The organism is Deltaproteobacteria bacterium, from assembly GCA_029858205.1.
In the GTDB taxonomy this organism is placed as follows: Bacteria; Desulfobacterota; GWC2-55-46; order GWC2-55-46; family DRQE01; genus JAOUFM01.
The window spans coordinates 1-17,788 of sequence record JAOUFM010000012.1 but is presented as its reverse complement, the minus strand read 5'-3'; the positions used below and the strand labels follow the sequence as shown (position 1 = coordinate 17,788).

The window sequence follows — 17,788 nt, the reverse complement described above, 5'->3', positions numbered from 1 at the left end:
ATCGCTCGTTGTAGATACTGATAACCGAGGCGTTTGTCGATGTGTTGAGTTGCGGTTAAAGGGAGACAACTGCAAACTTGGGAGGATGTCATGAAAGGGCTTTGGTTAGCATTGATGTCAGGAGTGATGTTTATTTGTTTAGTGCAATTAGCCTGTGCCGGTGAAATTCAGGAGGCTGCAAGGAATGGCGATAAGGCCAGGGTGAGTAAACTTTTGAATTCGGGCACGGATATTAACGAGAGGGACGAAGACGGCGCTACCGCGTTGCATGGAGCAGCTTTTCGTGGCGACAAGGATCTGGTTTCCTTACTGCTTTCCAAAGGCGCAGATATGAATGCGCGTGACAATAGAGGCTATACCCCACTGCATTCCGCGGCTTATAAGGCCGATAATGCCGAAATGTTTCTGCAGTTTTTTCCGGGCGGCAATGTCGTGGAAGTGGCCAAAATGCTGTTTTCCAAAGGAGTCCAAGTGGATGCGGTAGATAATGACGGCGCTACGCCGCTGCACTTGGCGGCTTTTGGCGGCAATAATGAACTGGCCGAATTGTTGCTTTCAAAGGGGGCTGATGTAAATTTGCTTGATAAAGAAAAGTTTACGCCATTGCATGCGGCAGTTGTCGGAGGACATGTCAAGATGGTTGCTCTGTTGCTTTCCAAGGGGGCTGACGTAAATATAAAGATGCGGGAGGGGCACACCGTATTGGAGGAGGCGCGTAGAAGAAATCACGTGGAAGTGGTCGAGCTTTTGAAGAAGTATATGAAAAATTGAGTTGGCTACTTTATTTTGAAACTTGCCGCCGTAACTGCCGCAATCGCAGCTGTTTCCGTCCTTAGAACATTTGAGCCAAGCGTTACGGGCGTAAACCCCGAGGCCTCGGCTTTTTTTTGCTCTTCGTCTGTAAAACCGCCTTCCGGTCCAACGAGCACGCAGATGTCTTGTCTTTTATCCGTAGAAAGCGCTTCCTTTATGTGCTTGAACCCGTGGCCTTCCTTTAGCATGAGCTTTAGTGCCACGGAAGGCGCGGCCTTTAGTGCGTCCTCGAATGAGACATACGGCGCAATCACAGGTATCGAGGCCCTTCTCGATTGCTTTGCTGCCTTTAGCGCGATAGCTTCCCATTTGTGCGATTTCTTCTGTTTGGAATTCCGTTCGTCAAGCGTTATGGAGCGCGTTGATTTTAGCGGCACGATAGTGTCCACGCCAAGCTCCGTTGTCTTCTGTATGATAAGTTCCATGCGTTCTTTCTCGGGAAGCGCCTGGAGAAGGGTGATGTTGCCAGGGCGGCGCACAAACCCCGTGTCCTCGAACACGGTAAGCACGGCAGCGTCTTCCTTAAGCGATGTTATCCTTACCCGAAAGAGGCGACCGTCGTTATCCGATACGGTAACGGCCTCGCCGCCTCTTGGAAGCCACTTGGCAAGCTCGCTAAAAAGCGCGCCGCGGGCCTCTATCTCCATGCCCACGGTAACCTTGCTCCCTACGGTAAGCTCTCCGTTCTTCATGCCTTAGATTGTAGGGTAAGCCCTATCTTATTGTCAATTGTCTTGACCGCTGCTGCCAATAGCCGTTACAATCGATGGGTGGAAAAGAGAGCTGTAATACACATGGACATGGACGCGTTCTTTGCTTCCGTGGAACTTAAAAAACGCCCTGAGCTTAAGGGCAGGCCCGTTATTGTCGGCGGCAGCGGGGATTCTTCGAAAAGAGGGGTTGTATCGGCAGCTTCTTATGAAGCCAGGAAGTTTGGCGTATCCTCCGGTATGCCGCTAAAGAAGGCAAAGCAGCTTTGCCCGGCGGCAACGTTTTTGCCCGTCGACTTCGAGGCGTATGAAAAGGAATCCGAGCGGTTTATGGAAATACTTCGTGGTCACGGCGAGCTTGTCGAGAGCTTTGGCCTAGACGAGGCCTTTCTGGAACTAAGGCTCGTTCCCGGCGCAGACCCGTTCGAGGCATCCATAGCAGCAGCGCGCGAGATAAAGGACACGGTAAAAAAAGAGCTTGGCCTTACCATATCCGTTGGTATCGGCCCGAATAAGCTTGTAGCCAAGATGGCAAGCGACATGAACAAGCCCGACGGCTTTACCGTTATACGCACAAAGGAAGTAGAGGGGGTATTTAGCGCGCTTGCTGTACGTAAAATCTTTGGCATAGGCGCAAAGACCGAGGAGCGGCTTAAAAAGCTTGGCATCAATACCGCAGGCGACCTTAGAAAGCTTACCTCCAAGTACCTTGAGGCAACGTTTGGCAAATCCTTTGGCACCATGCTCTACGACCACTGCCGCGGCATCGATTCGAGCCCCGTGGTGCCGTTCCATGAGCCAAGCTCGTTTTCAAGGGAGGTAACCTTTGAGTCCGACACGCGCGATAAGTATTTTATCAAGGAAACCGTTGCCGAACTCACAAAAGACCTTGCGGCAACCTTAAGGAATGATGGCTACCTTGCAAAGACCGTCACGGTAAAGGCCAGGTTCTCGGACTTTAAGACAATCACAAGGGCCGTTTCCCTGGAGGCGGAGACCGATTCTTTTGATGAGCTTCTTCGCGCTGCCTTCGATGCGCTTACGAAGGTGGAGCTTTCTGCCAGGCTAAGGCTTGTTGGCGTCAAACTGTCCGCGCTCAAAAAATCACGGTAGGCTGTCAAACGCGGATTTTCAGATTCAGGACACGCGAGTTTCGAATTTTCATGGAGCGTGATTTTTATTGCACCACATAATCCTAATCCCGTTTCTAATTTTTCGATAACATGTATGTTGTATGGTGTTCAGAGGCTTTTGTCCATGTCCGGCTGATAGCTATATCAGCACGTCTTTATTTAAAATTGCGCTGTGCAATTGCATAATGTATGCCGGTGTTATAAAATAAAAGCATCCGGCGCGTTACTGTAGTAGGAGCTGTCAATGGGTTGTAAGAAGAATATGGTCGGCGATAATATCAGAAGGCTTCGTATTGTTGCCGGGTTTACGCAGGAGGAGCTTGCTCTAAGAAGCGGCCTTTCCCAGGGGTATATAAATCAACTGGAAAACGGAAAGAGGAGATTCACCCAGAAGTCCCTTGAACTCGTAAGCGAGGCACTGGGCGTTGGACTGGGGAAGTTTTTCGGAGGCGATGACGAGCCGTCTCTATCAGGGCCGCAGCTTCCGGTAATAAAGAAAAACCCGGAAAAGAAGGATTTTCTCGAACTTCTGGAAACGCTTCCCGATGACATCAGGGAGCGTTATTATATGATGCTGTCCATAGAAAAATCTTTGCTATAGACAGCTGTATGCGGTTTTTATTGTTTTGCGGCCAGTATCTTTTTTAGTATTATGTTCTGTACCGGCTTGAGAAACGCCGGGTTTCCGGTTGCCTTGTAGAGCTCCATTAATTCCTCGCCGCTGTTGTTTCCCATGAATACGAGGTGTTTGCAATTGCTTTTAAGCATGGACACCTTGCTCGAGAGGGCCGTGACGGACGTGTCCGGCAGAGTCGTGTCGCATAGTATCAGATGGTATTCGGTGTTGCATATCATCTCGATAATTTCCTTTGTCGTGCGGGCTGTTTCGACGGCGTAGCCCTCTCTTAAAAAAAATAGTGTGAGTTCTTTGGTGTGCGCGCTGTCGTTGTCCGCTATAAGGACTTTTTTTATTGGTGTCATTAAAAACCCCTATCCCATTCAGGCATGAATGAATTTTGATGGTGCATTTTTTTAGGACAACGCTGTCTTGTTTGCATTATAGCAACGTGTCACTGATGTGTCAATACTGATTTTATTTGTTGCAATGTTTGAATTATACTTATTCCAATTGGCATGGCAATTGGAAATTGGAATGGTATGATTCTGCTATTGGTTAAGCGAAAAGTGTGCTTTTTAAAGACGAGCTATGTGTCGATTGCCGTGCTGTTTGCGCTGGCGGGTGCGTTCTACGATATGCTCTACTTAATGAGTCTTTTTAGAACAGTACTCTGCACGGGTTTGGCGAATGCCGGTCTGCCAGTGGCCCTGTAGAACTCCATCAGGTCTGTTTTGCGGTTATTGCCCATGAATATCAGGTTCTTTGTTGTGTTTTGAAGCTTCGATATCTTGCTAAGTAGCGCCATGCCGGTAGAGTCGGGAAGGTCGATATCGGAGAGCACAAGCGTGTAGTCGTTTGTGCCGAGTAGCGTAAGCATCTCGGCAGCGGTATTTGCGCTGTCTATTATAAACCCTTCTTCTCTAAGGTATCGGGTCAGGCTCTCGATGTGAGCTTTGTCCCGGTCTGCGATAAGTATTTTACGCGCTGTGCTCACTACTGTCTCCCCTTATGTAGCATCTTGCCCCAAGGCTTAGAATCGAGACAGGTAACTCCTAATTCCTGATTTCTTTATAGCACTCCGCGGTTTTTATGTCAATGTATATTAATGCCGCGCAATGTTAGATTGATTTTGGCTGCTAGTCTGGAATGTTTTTAAATGCAAGAGGTATTTGTTTAGTGCGATTCTAAATGGATGTATAAATATGATGCCGCGTGGTGTCCAGATTTTTTATTACCCTTCGGGCCAGAGCTTCTCTTTTACGCGTTCGAGTAAAGGGGCGAATGTGGCAGGGTTTGCCGCGCTTATCGCAACGCCGTCGAACCTCTTTGCAAGGTTTAGAGCATAGTCGGCGTCAACAAGGTCGGCTTTATTGAACACAACGAGCTTTGGTATTGCGCCAAGCTCCATCTCGGCAAGGATTTTTTCGACCGTCTCCATCTTCGCTGAAAAATCCTCGTCGCCGGAATCCACCACGTGAAGAAGAAGGTTCGCGTCCTTCATCTCCTCGAGTGTGCTCTTGAAGGCTTTCTTTAATTCTTCTGGCATGTCCTTTATGAACCCGACTGTGTCGGTGATGACAGCGTCGCGTTCCTTTGGAAATCTTAGCCTCCGGCTTGCGGTGTCGAGGGTTGCGAAGAGTTTATTTTCGGTAAGGGTGGTGCTACGCGTAAGCGCGTTTAAGAGCGTTGACTTTCCGGCGTTCGTGTACCCGACAATTGAGATAATGGGCACGCCGCTCTCGCCTCTTCTCTGCCGTCTCTGAAGGCGGCCGAGGCTTAGTGTTTTAAGCTCTTTCTCAAGATGCGTTATCCTGTCCTGCACTCTTCTTCTGTCAACCTCGAGCTTTGTCTCTCCTGGGCCTCTTCCGCCGATTCCGCCCATGAGCCTCGACATCATAACGCCCTTGCCGGTGAGCTTTGGAAGCCTGTACCTTAACTGCGCAAGCTCGACCTGCACCTTGCCGTCCCTTGAGTGCGCTCTCCTTGCGAATATGTCGAGGATTAGCTGCGTTCTGTCGATTACCTTAAGCTCCGTTATGTCGCCGATTTCCCTTATTTGCGCCGGCGAGAGCTCCTGGTCGAAGATGAGAAGTGTTGCCTCGCGCTGCAAAGACGTAATGATAAGCTCCTTGATCTTCCCGGAGCCCATCATGTACCTCGGGTCTATTTGTTTGATCCTCTGGCACACGGAATCAAGCACAAGGACGTCGTTAGTTTCGGCAAGGCTCTTGAGTTCTTTAAGCGACTCCTCCTGCTCGTAAACCGGTTTCATGGAAACGCTTACAAGCACGGCGCGTTCTCTTTTGTCGGCAACATTTCGCACAAGCGCTCTGCCCATCTCGCCCTCAAGCGAGGTAACGAATGCGTTAAAGTCCTTGTACTCGGGCGTCTCTGAGGGGAAACGCTGGAACGGGACAGGCGCGGCCACTTCGTATGCCTTAGCCTCGGGGCTGTAGGGAACAAGGTGCGCTGTGTATATGGTTCCCGGAAGGCCGTCTTCTCTGGCCTCGATTGCGGCCATTGCGTCGAGCCTTAGAAGAGCAAGGTCAGTTAAGTCGTCTTGCGTAAGGGCTTCGCCCTTTATGTGCGTATGCACGCACCTGATGCCCCTAAGCGCGCTCCTTCCGAGCCGGTAGTCCTCGAGCGCGGGAATAAATATTTCCTTTTCGTCTCCGAGTATGGCAGCGACGATTGCGCCCTTACGGTTTATGATGACGCCGATTTGGCGCTTCATCTCCCTTGAAAGCTCGGTCATGTAGCGGGCAAGCTCTGGCGTGACGAGGGCCTCTCTGGGCACTTTACGGCGGTAGATGCGTTCTAAGTTCTTTAGCTCGCTGGCTTTTAGGCCGGAGGTATTTCCAAAGATTTGGGGGATGGGCGTGGTCCTCTGCTTTCGTGGTTTGTGTGGGTAGTAATATAACATCAAATTGCCTTCGGCGGCAAGGGGCTGGTGGCAAAGCGGCGATTTGGCCGCCATGCTTCGTTGCGCGAAAATTTTTGATCCTCGACGTATCAGAGCAAATACGCCTGCGGTCAAAAATTTCGCGCGCCTCGCCTTGCGGCCAACTGGCCGCTTTGAATATGGGTCGGCCTCTGCCTCGTCTGGCGCAAAACCCCGAATCAAGTTCGGGGCAGGCTTGGCGGTTTATGATGGGTTAGTGGGGGTGTCATTGCGAGGAGGCCGAAGGCCGACGAAGCAATCTCATGAGGGGTCATTCCCGCTCTCTTCTGGGCGGGAATCCAGCGTCTTACCTTATTTCCTCTCCTTTACAAGGGGAGGCGGGGTGGGGTAGACGATGCCGGGCAAGAAATAAGGAAGTGTGGCTTTTGTAAACCTCCCCCAGACCCCTCCTTGCTAAGGAGGGGAGTTTTTTGAGGCAGGCGTGACGCCTGCACCCGCATATAAAAGATCGTTATTCCCGCTCTCTTCTGGGCGGGAATCCAGTGTCTTTTTACCAGTCATTGCGAGGCCGCAGCGTGGGATGATGCGCAGACCGAAGCAATCTCACCGCTACTGTCATCCCGAACTTGTTTCGGGATCTCGTTTCCGTAAAAACAGAGATGCTGAAATAAATTCAGCATGACAAAATTTTCGTCATTCCCGCTTTCTTCTGGGCAGGAATCCAGCGTCTTTTGCCGCGCAGGTGGCCGGTATTTTTTTGGTTGAACCTTTGTTTGAATGGACGGATAATATGGTAAATAGAAGACGGTAGCGTAAATAATATCTTGCTACGGGAGGAAGCAATGGCACAGGATTACCCAATCATCATCGCCGGCGAGAAGAAGACCACCGCCGACAAATTCGAGGTCAAAAGCCCGTACGACGGCAAGGTCGTGGCAACAACCTACAACGCCTCCATGGAGGATTTTAACTACGCACTAAATAAGGGTGTCGAGGCGTTCGAGACCTTGAAGCAAAGCGGCGCTGCCGAGAAGGCCGCCATACTCGGTAACGTCGTGCTTGGGCTAAAGGACAGGGCCGAGGATTTTGCCAAGATGATAGCCTTGGAAGCAGGCAAGCCCATTACCGACGCCAGGACCGAGGTAAAGCGCGCAATACTTACCTTTGAAATCGCCATAGAGGAGGCGGTTAGGCTCGGCAATCCCGAGCATATCGCGCCGCGTCTTCTCGAAGGCGCTCCGAAAAAGACAGGGCTTATAAAGAGATTTCCCGTGGGTATCGTCTACGCAATCACGCCTTTTAATTTTCCCTTGAACCTTGTTAGCCACAAGGTCGCGCCCGCAATGGCAGCAGGCAACCCGCTCCTTATAAAGCCTTCGCCAAAGACTCCCATCACAGCGCTAATGCTTGCGGACGTGATGCTCGAAGCAGGGTGGCCAAAGGGCGCGCTCACGGTCGCATGCTGCTCTAACGACATCGCAGGCCGCCTTGCAGAGGATGAACGCGTTAAAAAGTTTACATTCACCGGAAGCGCTGCAGTTGGATGGGAGCTAAAAAAACGCGCCAACAAAAAGAAGGTTACATTGGAGCTTGGCGGCAATGCCGGAGTTATTGTAGATGACGGCGCTGACATCGACTTCGCTGTAAAGCGCTCTGTGCTTGGAGGGTTTGCATTCGCAGGCCAGGTCTGCATATCCGTTCAGCGTATATTCGTGCATAAGAATATTTTTGCAGAGTTTAGAGACAAGCTCGTCAAAGGCGTTAATGCGCTAAAGGCCGGGGACCCGCTTGATGAATCCACGCAAATCGGGCCCATGATAGAGCGGGCAGCAATTGAGCGTACGCTAAAGCTCGTGGAAGAGGCAGTTAAGGAAGGTGCTACTCTCCTTTGCGGCGGAATTGCAGAAGGCTCGATTTTGAAGCCAACGATTGTCACGAACGTAAAGCCCAGGATGAAGGTGTGCACTGACGAACTATTTGCGCCGGTAGTAACACTTGCCGAGTTCACGGACTTTAAGGCGGCTGTAGATGAGGTCAATAACTCGCATTACGGGCTTCAGGCAGGGGTGTTTACCACTGACGAAAGTAAAATCTCTTATGCCTTCGAAACCCTCGATGTCGGCGGAGTTGTAGTAAATGATGTCCCGACCTTTCGCGCTGATAACCTTCCTTACGGTGGCTTAAAGGACAGCGGCTTTGGCAGAGAAGGAGTACGCTACGCAATCGAGGAGATGACGGAGATAAAGGTGCTGGTGCGGTAGAGTAAACCTGCGATTTTTGCGCCATGCTTCGTTGCGCGAAGATTTTTGCTCCTCGACGTATATTCCATATACGCCTGCGGTCAAAAATTTCGCGCGCCTCGCCTGACGCAAAACTTGCGGGTTTGTTGGGTGAGGGAATTTGGTGCGCTTAGACTTGCGGTCAACTTACCGACTTGAAGGTAAGTTGTTTTGTCGCGCGCAAAATTTTACGGCTCGAATGTGATTTTGCCGGTATTGTTTGCTTGAATGAAGCTATAAAGATTTGTGGGGGTAAGAATGGGTGAGAAAAAGGTTATAATAAAAAAAGAGAGAGTTGAAGACTTATATAGAGTTGTGGAGCAGCGCCCAATTCTTTTATGAAACGGCGAAGGCTGAACCACGTGGTAGTGCACATCAGTTTAAAGGGTGTGTTATATTTGCGGCTTTTACATTTGAAGCATACTTAAATCACGTAGGCGCTCTTACTTTTAAGAATTGGGATAGTTATGAGCGGAAACTCGGTTACAGAGAAAAACTGGGTTTGATAGACGATAAACTTAAATTTGGTGTAGACCATGGTAAACCTCCTTTCCAGGTGATAGACAAGCTTTTTAAAGTACGGAATGCTATGGCGCACGGTAAGACGGAATTACTTAATGAAGAGAAAGAGGTGCACGAAAGTCAGGTTGAACAAGAGATATCATTTCTTTTGAGTGAGTGGGAAGAGTATAGCAATGAGAAAAATGTGGAGAAGGTTATGGAATCCGTAGAGAATGCGATGAAGCTGATTTGGGATTTTGGGAAAAAGTATAATTCAGAAATATTCAAACATGTCTGGGACGCGCACAATTTTCAGATGCGTAGTATTGAAAGAACGCCGAGTTAGTTGAGAAAGAAAAGGCTCTACTAACGGTTTTATGGAAAGAAAATGGCGCATACCGCACAAAATCCGGTTGGTGGCGACGAGCACAAGGTTTCCGTAGAGAACTTTATAAACGGCTCGGCGCGCCGAGGCAAGGATAGCGAAGACACGAAAGGACGTCTTTGCGAGGCCTATTATTATGCAGGGGAAGAGCGCCTGTGGAAAGGCGATAAAGAAGGGGCTGCCGAGTTTTTCCAAAAGAGCGTTGACAGCGGGGCTACCGGGTTGCACGAGTACGGGCTCGCAAAGGCCATGTTAAGGAAGCTTAAAGGCGCAAGGTAAGCGCTGTAATGTCTGGCGCTTCTGGTGAGGTATACATGGGAAGATTTATTCGACATGTTGTTTGGATGGTGGCCTCCTTTGTTTTCCTGTGTTGCGTCTCCGTTGTCTTTGCCGCAGGGCCTTCCAAGGTCTCCGAGATACCCGTGCCAGACGGGTTCGAGCTTGTAGCCCATGACAAGGGAAGTTTTGGCGAGTTTTTATCGAGCCTGCCTCTTAAGAAAAACGGAACGCCCGTATATCTCCATAACGGAAAAAAGAAAAGAAATCAGGACGCGCACTATGCTGTCGTTGATCTGAAGATCGGCAAAAACGACCTTGAGCAGTGCGCCGATGCGGTGATGCGGCTACGCGCCGATTACCTCTATTCTTCGGGCAGGAAAAACGACATAGCTTTTCGTTACACATCAGGGCATCTTGTAAAGTACTCGGACTGGGCCAAAGGCATAAGGCCGGTTGTAAGCGGCAATAAGGTGACCTTTACTAAGTCCGCTTCTCCTGCCTCTGACGAAGGTAACTACAGGGCGTACCTTGACAGCATCTATACATACGCCGGAAGTTTTTCCCTTTCAAAGGAGCTTAAGCCTGTCACCGATATAAATGATATTCGCGCAGGGGACGTGTTCATACAGGGCGGTTTTCCCGGGCACGCGGTGATAGTCGTGGCAATTGCGGTTAACAAAAAAAACGGCAAAAAGCTATTCATGCTCGCGCAAAGCTACATGCCCGCGCAGGAGATACACGTGCTGAAAAACAATGAGGACGCGCGCCTAAGTCCGTGGTATGATACAGCTTTCGGGGAAACTCTTTATACTCCCGAATGGACATTCAAGAAGGGCGATCTGAAGAGGTTTTAGTGGTGGCGCGAAGGTCTTAATCCGGTTACGGAGGCGATGACTATGAAAATGGTTTTTGTGCTTTGTGTTGCGGTTGTTTGCGCGCTGTTTCTTTCGGGTTTGGAGAGTAAGCAGCTTGGAGGCGCGCCAGGTGAGGCTGCCGGGGCGGCCGTGCAGCGTATCGATAACGAAGCGCGCATTGCTGGCGATGTTTCTGCATCCTCGACAAACGGTGCTGCGCTTCGAGGCGCTGCGCTTAACGGAAACCTGGCCGAGGCAAGGCGGCTTATCGGTTCGGGCGTTAATATAGACGAGAAGGACGGTATCGGCAATACGGCCCTGCACCTTGCCGCGAGTGCCGGCAATGCCGCCATAGTCCGCGTTCTCCTGGATGCGGGCGCCAAGGTGGATGCGCAAAATAACAGCCTCATGACGCCGCTGCATATGGCCGTACGGCATCCGGATAAGGAAAAGCACGAGGCAGCCTACGTGCTCATGGCTCGCGGCGCTAACGTGGATGCGAAAAACATCCAGGGGAACGCGCCCGTGGACATGGTAGATGAGCGGGTCGATAAGGAGCTCTTCGATTATATGAAACGTATCTCCAAGAAAAAGCCCGTTACCCCGGAGTCTACGGCGGCGTTGTATGCGAAGGAATGCGCCTCGTGTCACGGTGTGACAGGCGAGGGCGGGGCCAAGGGTCCGCCTCTTAAGGGCACGGACTTCATGCTGAAAAACGGTGTTGACGAAGTAGCATACGTGATACTTTACGGGCGCGGCGTGGTTTACAAAAAGTATGGCAATATCGACGGCGCTATGCCAGGGTTCGAGAGGCTCGGCAGCGAGGAGGTATGGGCCATTGCCTGGCATGTCAAGGCATTTGGCGGCGCCATCCCGCTTGGCGGCAGCGTTGTCGTGGAAGAAGATAATTCTTCCGAGGAAGACTCCGGCGAAGAAGGCGACGGCGGCGATGAAGAGTCGGACGGCGAAGAAGAAGGCGATTAGCAATAAAGAGCTTGTCGATATGGCCGGGCATTCGCGGACCTTTATGGCGGAGGAATAATATGCAAAGGACGAATTTGCTGGCTGTGGTTATCATCTTGTTTTTTGCGGTATTTTTCTTTCAGAGCCATGCGCACGGAGAGACAGAAGAAGCGCAGGACAACCGTGGTTTTATCGAAAATAAAAAATATGCAATTGAAGTCAATATCAGCCGGGGCGGGGCCACGATAGACGAGCATGGCGATATAACGGTTGGCGTGAAGAATAAGAATACGGGAAAAGAATTTGGCGCAAAAACTAAAGCAGGATATGTTACGAATATACAAAAAATATTTTTTGTGGAAGACGATATTTTTTTGGTGGAAGCGTATTTTGGCGCAGCCAGAGGGTTGCTTATAGGGTTTGTCGGTAAGGATTCTGTCAAGTTGATTCAAATAAGATTAGGGCACTATTTGATAAGCCCGGATAATTCCGGTTTTGTATATACGGAGTGGCGAATACCGACGGAAGGGCCGGAAGTTTTATATTTATTTAATTTTAAAGAAGCGAGAAAAGTTGGAGGTGATTACAAAGGGAAAATAAGTTTCGACACGTACAAGTACAAGGATGTTGCCGAACATTTGATAATAAATGGTTTTGTATGGGGCAAAGGAGCCGGGGGCTTGTTCCTGCTTTGTCAGAGAACGACAAGGCCTGATTTTACGGTGTCCGATTATCTTGTACGGCATAATATAGCAACGGGAAAATCGATTATGTTTAAAGACCCTGTAATAGCCTCATCAAAAATGGGTAGATTGGCATTTTCGTGGAATGACAAGGAAAAATCCGTAGATATAGTATATGTCGATAGAGACAGTAGAAACGAATACAGTTATCGCTTTTATGATGTGAATGATTTGAAGATGATTGAGAGGTGATATGGTACCCCGGTCCATGCAAGGCTTGTGATGTCGGCGGCATGTTGACGGGCAATGCCTGCCACGCAAATTGTAAAACAATACGGAATGCTAATGTTTTTAGCAGTAAGCTTTGTTCAAAGGAGGTTTTTTTTGGATTATAAGCAAAAGATAATAGAGATATTGAAAAATAAAAAAGATCGATATCCTCTTGATAGCGTTGTTGACTTTAAAAAGTGCACCAGCAAAGATGAAGCCGCTAAAATTGATGATGCTATTATAGAGTTGCTTGACTCTGACGACCCTTGGTTGTTGGATTGTGCCATATCACTTTGTGGTTTTGATCTTAAAATATATACTGCAAAACAGAAGTTGCTTTCGCTGGCTGCTGGCGAAAAGATTAGAAAACATGAACACGCTTTGGGTTCATTATTTGCAGCGTTTAGTGCTTTGGAGGTTAAGGAAAGTCTCGAGTATGCAGTTGATTATCTGGACTCTGCTGTCGAAGATATAGATGCTGCTTCTCATTGGATTGCTGCGCTTAGCGCGTTGATTTCATGTGCGCCGGACAGAGCTCCTTTTTATATTAAAAGAATATTTGTTATTTATTATATCAAAAGTGAGTGGAACGAAAATTTCGGTGCGGGTTGGCTTATGAGTACGTTTGTTTATCCGATATGGTGGTGTTTATCCAGACTTGACATTGACGGGTTGAAAGCGTTGGAGCAAGAGTTCGATTCTGTGAGCGGCAGATGCAAGGAAATATATGAGAGCACATTAAAATATGCAGTAGATACTAATGAAAATTTTAAATGGATTTGTGGACAACATGGCATCAATGGCTTGTCTGCTGAAGTGATGGCTGCGATATTGCAGAGATTGCGATAGTGGTGGAGGCATGCAGGTTTGGCGATGTCCGTTGAAGAGTTATATTGCGGGCGGCGACACCCCTGCGAGTTATCGTATGTTGACGCATAGTGGCGATATGATACAATCAGACATGATAGTGTCTGGGCAGTCCGTGTCAACCCTTAAATAGCCGGAGGTAATATGAGAATTCTTGGAGTGTTGTGTGCTTTGGCAGTGATAGCGGTTTTTGCGTCGGAGTCGGTTGCAGCGGACCAGGGCGAGGCGAAGTTCCAGGCAATGTGCGCTTCGTGCCACGGTAAGGCTGGTGTAGGAACTACGATGGCCCCTGCCCTTGTCAAAAACGAATTTGTAAAGACAAGTAAGCCCGAGGACATAACGAAGGTTATACTCGAGGGCCGCACTGGGAAGGACAAGAAGTACCCGAAGATGCCCATGGCCATGCCCGCACAGAAGGGCAAGTTGAAGGACGACGAGACAAAGGCCCTGGTCGATTATCTAAAGAAACTTTCTCCTGAAGATGCTGCGGCAAAACCGGCAGCAGCCAAACCCGCGGCGGCAAAGCCTGCGACCAAGCCGGCAGCTAAACCGGCGGCCAAACCAACAACAACCAAATAGCGCGCGTTTTGCGACGGTTTCTTTGCGGCGGACTTCAGTAACCGAAGTCCGCCGCAATCCGTATGGTGGCCTTGCCACTTTACGGATTAAACAGCCATATATCGCGTAGGGCGGGCACTGCCCGCCATTTGGGGTAGGGTGGGCAGCGCCCACCGAAAGAAAGCGCCTTAGCATATAGAGAATGTCAAATTACCGTAGAGCAAGAAGCGGCAGCACGTATTTTTTTACGGTCGTTACGTATAAGCGGAGGCCTATTCTTTGTCACGAAAAAAGCAGGGCGGTTTTGAGGGCTGTGATTAATAAGGTTCGCGCGGCAATGCCTTTCAATATCGAGGCATGGGTATTGCTGCCAGACCATATTCATTGTATCTGGACGCTTCCGGAAGGAGACGTCGATTATTCGAAAAGATGGGGTCTTATAAAAGCAGGTTTTACGAAGATGATTAAAGATACGCCTTTGCCCGACGGACCGGAGAAAAGCGTTTCGCGAACGAAGCACAGGGAAGGAACCGTATGGCAGAGGAGATTTTGGGAACATTGTGTCCGGGATGAAAGGGATTTTGCGCGGCATTGCGATTATATACATTATAACCCCGTGAAGCATGGATTGGCGAGAACGCCCGGCGAGTGGGTGTATTCGACATTTTTGAGATACGTTGATAAAGGCGTTTATCCGCGTAATTGGTGTGGAGAAGAAGATGTATCCGGGTTGCAGGATAAGATTGGTATGGAATGATGAGAATGGTGGGCTGTGCCCACCCTACTAACTTATCCCGTGCGAGGAGCAGCCAAGAAAGTGCTGGATAAAGTAAAAGACTCGAATAAACCGTAGGATGTAGTTCGTAAGGTGGCAAGGACGTGTAGGGGGGCACACCGTAATTGGTGTGGGGAAGAAGATGTATCCGGGTTGCAGGATAAGATTGGTATGGAATGATGATAATGGTGGGCTGTGCCCACCCTACTAACTGGAGAGGCACTTGTAAGGCGGGTTGGTGATTAAAAATAAAAAGTCTGGAGAGTTGATTGTATGAATAAAATTTTGTTAGTTATTGGGTGCGGGTTGATAGTGTTTTATTGTATGAATACACGCGCGCTTTTTGCTGAAGAGGGCAATAATGGAAATCAGGGGCAGAATGGCGCTGTTGATAAGATTAGTTATGAGGAAAGATTGAAAAAGGTTAAAAATCTCGGATGGAAAGAGCGTAATAAAATTGTTAGCGAGATATTCGAAAAGAAGCCGGCGCTTACAATAAAAGAAAAAGATCTGCTGATAGATTTATACGCAGACGAGGTTGGGTTTCGAGATAGAGATATTGAGAAACTAAAGAAAAAGGGTCTTAAAGAGTTTGATGCGCTTGTCAAGTTAAATGATGATGTAAGGAGGGAAAATAAAGATTTTTACTACGAAGATTTTACAATGTTAGTTTCGTCCTTCGATGATCCAAAAGCTATTCCGGCAATGTTGGATATTATGAGTGCTTTTCCGTGGGATCTTACGCCATATTGGATAATACGTATGGGGGAAGATGTGGCGGTCGAACCGTTATTAAAAATTGCCGCCTCGAAAGATCAGAGTATAAATGGGTATGCGACTTATATTTTGTCGGTCTGGGTGGTAGCGCCGAGCCCGGAAGATGGCGGTGATGTTAGTGTGGCACCTGAGCAAAAAATACGGGATCAAAAGAAACTTAATAGGATTAAGAAGTTTTTTCTTGACGCTGTTAAAAATAGAAGTACGCCGCCCAATGTGAGAGATAGGGCATTTTTCGGCCTAGAAGCATTTCCGGATGAGGATACTGTTAATTTGCTTGAGGGAATTTTAAAAGATGATACCGATGCGGTTGGCATAAAAATGGCACGCGAAGTTTTGAATATAATTAGAATTAAGCGTAAAAATTAATATTGTAGAACGAAAAGGGGACAGGACGAAAAGGGGATGGCGCCTATTTTTGGTTAGTTCGTAGGGCGGGTCACACTCGCCGATTTGAGGTAAATGTAAAAACGGCACTAAACATATGACGCATGCGACAAAAGAGATTTTTGAAATACTTACTTATTACGGCACGATTCCTGCTTCCGGCAGTTGCCGCAGGCAAGGGCGCGGAGCTTGAGGAGCGGTTAAAAGGGCTTTTGCGCGGCATTGCGATTATATACATTATAACCCCGTGAAGCACGGATTGGCGAGAACGCCCGGCGAGTGGGTGTATTCGACATTTTTGAGATACGTTGATAAAGGCGTTTATCCGCGTAATTGGTGTGGGGAAGAAGATGTATCCGGGTTGCAGGATAAGATTGGTATGGAATGATGATAATGGTGGGCTGTGCCCACCCTACTAACTGCAAAAAAGACAAGTTGCAGCATAGAATAGAACGATAAAAAATCGAGGTGTTGATGAAGAGAGCGATTCTTGTATTTTTGTTTTGTTTGTTGCTCCCGGCTGCTGCGTGGGGCGATGATTTCGATTTTTTACAAGACGGAATGTCCGGTACCTATGCGTGCGGCCTGTTCTCGGAAGTGGCAGGGATTAAAGAAAATAGTAGTGATATTGGGAAAAAATCGAATCCGTCGATAATGTGCTATGCGTTCCTTGGCCCAAAGGATTTATATTTTCTCGGTCTGAAGCAAGTGCCGTATGGAGCGGTATCGGTTGTTGGTACCATGGCATTCGATAATAAGGGAATACGGAGGTTTTCCGATATGTTGGACAAGGAGTATCATGTGGATACCATGTGGTCACAATTGATAACATATAAGCCCAAAAAACAAGAGCAACCGTTGATTGTTGTGCTGGCAGCATATGATTTTCGTTTTCATGCCTACCATGCAGGCAGATATGCTTTGGATGTTATTAGGGCCGAGCCGGATGGCTCGATGCCTATTATTCTTCATATGGATTTAGGAGAATGGGGGGATGCGGCGGCGGGTAGCGGAGAATATAAATATTCGCATCCTAGTAGCGAAGAGCCTGCGAAAGTTTTTATAATCATGGGCTTTGCAGTTGACTTCGAGCCAAAGGATGGGTATGGGGATATTCTGCTTTGGAAGAATAATTATATCTCTGCAAAGGTCGGGGATGAAAAATTTAATTTTATAAAGGAAGGGGAAGAGTTTCTTGTCATGTACTATGATAAGAATATGAAAACGCTCAAAGAGCCCAAGAATGTTAAAATCGATAACAGCAAAGAGCTGAAGATGAAACTCCTTTGGAGCAAGTTTGCGGAGTTTAGTCATAATCACGGATTTACATTAAGTGAGTAATGCGGGGGCATGCGGTAAAAACCGTTTTAGATGGAGGTGGAATGCTTAGGCAAGCGATAAAAATAGTGGCGGTAATAATTATATTGGCCATGCCGTCCTTTGCGTATGCTGGTAAAGAGTTTATTTATTATGCAGATAATACATATGAGGGAATTCCTGTTGAAGAAGACATAGGTAAACCCGTTACCGTTGTTGCCGGGCTGGATGTTGCCAAATCAGGGTATACGAAGGTATTACGGTATGCGCTTACAGAAGGCAGGCACCTTTACTTTATAGCCACGAAAAAGGCAGGTAAGGGCGAGGAGCTTGCGTTTGTTGAGCATGACTTCGAGACCGGAGAGCAGATTGTGATATGGACGTCTCCGCGCGCCGAGGGACCGGGAAAGTCGGGCATCTATTCGCCGAATTTTATGGTTCAAAATGATTCTGCTCCCGATGTAGTGTTGATGTATACTGATGAAACATTTACGGAGAAATACTATACGGCAGAGACGTATATAAAAGTTTTTCAAAAAAACCGGCTTGCCGGAGTGTATGATCCCTTTGGCGAGCGTGTTGTCGGCGAGTCGAGCGTGTCGCTTGAAAAAAAGAAAGATATGAAGTACCGTTATCTTGCGGTTAGCGGAGATATAAATACTCCTGCAATAATAGTGGAGCCGAAGATTGTTGTTTTATATTTTCAGTCTTCCAGC

At 48.3% G+C, this 17,788-nt stretch carries 20 protein-coding genes; 16 read left to right on the top strand and 4 right to left on the bottom strand.

The window, feature by feature from the left end:
* Positions 1–90 precede the first annotated feature (90 nt).
* Positions 91–771 (top strand): ankyrin repeat domain-containing protein, encoded by a 681-nt coding sequence (locus tag OEV59_08770; GenBank protein ID MDH4227819.1) that lies wholly within the window; start codon positions 91–93, stop codon positions 769–771.
* A gap of 5 nt (positions 772–776) precedes the next feature.
* Here OEV59_08770 and OEV59_08765 read toward each other — a convergent pair whose 3' ends face one another.
* Positions 777–1,505 (bottom strand): 16S rRNA (uracil(1498)-N(3))-methyltransferase, encoded by a 729-nt coding sequence (locus tag OEV59_08765; GenBank protein MDH4227818.1) that lies wholly within the window; start codon positions 1,503–1,505, stop codon positions 777–779.
* Positions 1,506–1,583: 78 nt separating this feature from the next.
* Here OEV59_08765 and dinB point away from each other — a divergent pair, with 78 nt between their 5' ends.
* Together dinB and OEV59_08755 are read left to right on the top strand one after the other, a co-directional pair.
* On the top strand, positions 1,584–2,636 hold the full coding sequence (gene dinB, locus OEV59_08760) for a DNA polymerase IV (GenBank protein MDH4227817.1): 1,053 nt from the start codon (positions 1,584–1,586) through the stop codon (positions 2,634–2,636).
* 264 nt (positions 2,637–2,900) lie between these two features.
* Positions 2,901–3,257 (top strand): helix-turn-helix domain-containing protein, encoded by a 357-nt coding sequence (locus OEV59_08755; protein ID MDH4227816.1) that lies wholly within the window; start codon positions 2,901–2,903, stop codon positions 3,255–3,257.
* Between the two features lie 17 nt (positions 3,258–3,274).
* Here OEV59_08755 and OEV59_08750 read toward each other — a convergent pair whose 3' ends face one another.
* The 3 genes from OEV59_08750 to hflX all read right to left on the bottom strand — a co-directional run bounded on the left by OEV59_08750 (position 3,275) and on the right by hflX (position 6,252).
* The gene (locus tag OEV59_08750; protein ID MDH4227815.1) at positions 3,275–3,637 is read right to left on the bottom strand and encodes a response regulator; all 363 of its coding nucleotides are present in this window, start codon (positions 3,635–3,637) and stop codon (positions 3,275–3,277) included.
* A gap of 278 nt (positions 3,638–3,915) precedes the next feature.
* Entirely contained in the window at positions 3,916–4,269 is a 354-nt protein-coding gene (locus OEV59_08745) for a response regulator (GenBank protein ID MDH4227814.1), read from the bottom strand.
* Positions 4,270–4,506: 237 nt separating this feature from the next.
* Positions 4,507–6,252 (bottom strand): GTPase HflX, encoded by a 1,746-nt coding sequence (gene hflX / locus OEV59_08740; GenBank protein ID MDH4227813.1) that lies wholly within the window; start codon positions 6,250–6,252, stop codon positions 4,507–4,509.
* A gap of 767 nt (positions 6,253–7,019) precedes the next feature.
* Between hflX and OEV59_08735 the strand changes: the two genes are divergently transcribed.
* From OEV59_08735 to OEV59_08675, 13 genes are all read left to right on the top strand, one after another.
* A complete protein-coding gene (locus OEV59_08735) occupies positions 7,020–8,438 on the top strand; it encodes an aldehyde dehydrogenase family protein (GenBank protein ID MDH4227812.1) in 1,419 nt (472 codons plus the stop codon).
* A 313-nt stretch (positions 8,439–8,751) separates the two neighbouring features.
* Positions 8,752–9,303, top strand: coding sequence for a hypothetical protein (locus tag OEV59_08730; GenBank protein ID MDH4227811.1), 552 nt, complete (start codon positions 8,752–8,754; stop codon positions 9,301–9,303).
* A gap of 42 nt (positions 9,304–9,345) precedes the next feature.
* Positions 9,346–9,621 carry a hypothetical protein gene (locus tag OEV59_08725; GenBank protein MDH4227810.1) on the top strand — a complete coding sequence of 92 codons (276 nt, stop codon included), beginning with the start codon at positions 9,346–9,348 and terminating at the stop codon, positions 9,619–9,621.
* Between the two features lie 35 nt (positions 9,622–9,656).
* Entirely contained in the window at positions 9,657–10,475 is an 819-nt protein-coding gene (locus OEV59_08720) for a DUF4846 domain-containing protein (protein MDH4227809.1), read from the top strand.
* Positions 10,476–10,517: 42 nt separating this feature from the next.
* Positions 10,518–11,459: an ankyrin repeat domain-containing protein gene (locus tag OEV59_08715; GenBank protein MDH4227808.1), complete on the top strand. Its 942-nt coding sequence runs from the start codon at positions 10,518–10,520 to the stop codon at positions 11,457–11,459.
* A 59-nt stretch (positions 11,460–11,518) separates the two neighbouring features.
* Entirely contained in the window at positions 11,519–12,373 is an 855-nt protein-coding gene (locus OEV59_08710; protein ID MDH4227807.1) for a hypothetical protein, read from the top strand.
* Positions 12,374–12,427: 54 nt separating this feature from the next.
* Entirely contained in the window at positions 12,428–13,240 is an 813-nt protein-coding gene (locus tag OEV59_08705; protein ID MDH4227806.1) for a hypothetical protein, read from the top strand.
* 162 nt (positions 13,241–13,402) lie between these two features.
* Positions 13,403–13,837, top strand: coding sequence for a cytochrome c (locus OEV59_08700; GenBank protein MDH4227805.1), 435 nt, complete (start codon positions 13,403–13,405; stop codon positions 13,835–13,837).
* Between the two features lie 181 nt (positions 13,838–14,018).
* Positions 14,019–14,573: a transposase gene (locus OEV59_08695; protein ID MDH4227804.1), complete on the top strand. Its 555-nt coding sequence runs from the start codon at positions 14,019–14,021 to the stop codon at positions 14,571–14,573.
* Between the two features lie 342 nt (positions 14,574–14,915).
* On the top strand, positions 14,916–15,737 hold the full coding sequence (locus OEV59_08690; protein MDH4227803.1) for a hypothetical protein: 822 nt from the start codon (positions 14,916–14,918) through the stop codon (positions 15,735–15,737).
* A gap of 140 nt (positions 15,738–15,877) precedes the next feature.
* The gene (locus OEV59_08685; protein MDH4227802.1) at positions 15,878–16,006 is read left to right on the top strand and encodes a hypothetical protein; all 129 of its coding nucleotides are present in this window, start codon (positions 15,878–15,880) and stop codon (positions 16,004–16,006) included.
* 223 nt (positions 16,007–16,229) lie between these two features.
* Positions 16,230–17,096 carry a hypothetical protein gene (locus tag OEV59_08680; GenBank protein MDH4227801.1) on the top strand — a complete coding sequence of 289 codons (867 nt, stop codon included), beginning with the start codon at positions 16,230–16,232 and terminating at the stop codon, positions 17,094–17,096.
* A 41-nt stretch (positions 17,097–17,137) separates the two neighbouring features.
* Positions 17,138–17,788, top strand: a 651-nt coding sequence (locus tag OEV59_08675) for a hypothetical protein (protein ID MDH4227800.1), incomplete at its 3' end; no start/stop codon positions are given.

Bases quoted from the DNA above. Each gene is read 5' to 3' on its own strand.
- OEV59_08715 (MDH4227808.1), top strand. From the start codon at position 10,518: ATGAAAATGGTTTTTGTGCTTTGTGTTGCGGTTGTTTGCGCGCTGTTT.
- OEV59_08700 (MDH4227805.1), top strand. From the start codon at position 13,403: ATGAGAATTCTTGGAGTGTTGTGTGCTTTGGCAGTGATAGCGGTTTTT.
- OEV59_08755 (MDH4227816.1), top strand. From the start codon at position 2,901: ATGGGTTGTAAGAAGAATATGGTCGGCGATAATATCAGAAGGCTTCGT.
- OEV59_08705 (MDH4227806.1), top strand. From the start codon at position 12,428: ATGCCTGCCACGCAAATTGTAAAACAATACGGAATGCTAATGTTTTTA.
- OEV59_08680 (MDH4227801.1), top strand. From the start codon at position 16,230: ATGAAGAGAGCGATTCTTGTATTTTTGTTTTGTTTGTTGCTCCCGGCT.
- OEV59_08695 (MDH4227804.1), top strand. From the start codon at position 14,019: ATGTCAAATTACCGTAGAGCAAGAAGCGGCAGCACGTATTTTTTTACG.
- OEV59_08735 (MDH4227812.1), top strand. From the start codon at position 7,020: ATGGCACAGGATTACCCAATCATCATCGCCGGCGAGAAGAAGACCACC.
- hflX (MDH4227813.1), bottom strand. From the start codon at position 6,252: ATGGCGGCCAAATCGCCGCTTTGCCACCAGCCCCTTGCCGCCGAAGGC.
- OEV59_08765 (MDH4227818.1), bottom strand. From the start codon at position 1,505: ATGAAGAACGGAGAGCTTACCGTAGGGAGCAAGGTTACCGTGGGCATG.
- OEV59_08710 (MDH4227807.1), top strand. From the start codon at position 11,519: ATGCAAAGGACGAATTTGCTGGCTGTGGTTATCATCTTGTTTTTTGCG.
- OEV59_08690 (MDH4227803.1), top strand. From the start codon at position 14,916: ATGAATACACGCGCGCTTTTTGCTGAAGAGGGCAATAATGGAAATCAG.
- OEV59_08750 (MDH4227815.1), bottom strand. From the start codon at position 3,637: ATGACACCAATAAAAAAAGTCCTTATAGCGGACAACGACAGCGCGCAC.
- OEV59_08725 (MDH4227810.1), top strand. From the start codon at position 9,346: ATGGCGCATACCGCACAAAATCCGGTTGGTGGCGACGAGCACAAGGTT.
- OEV59_08720 (MDH4227809.1), top strand. From the start codon at position 9,657: ATGGGAAGATTTATTCGACATGTTGTTTGGATGGTGGCCTCCTTTGTT.
- OEV59_08770 (MDH4227819.1), top strand. From the start codon at position 91: ATGAAAGGGCTTTGGTTAGCATTGATGTCAGGAGTGATGTTTATTTGT.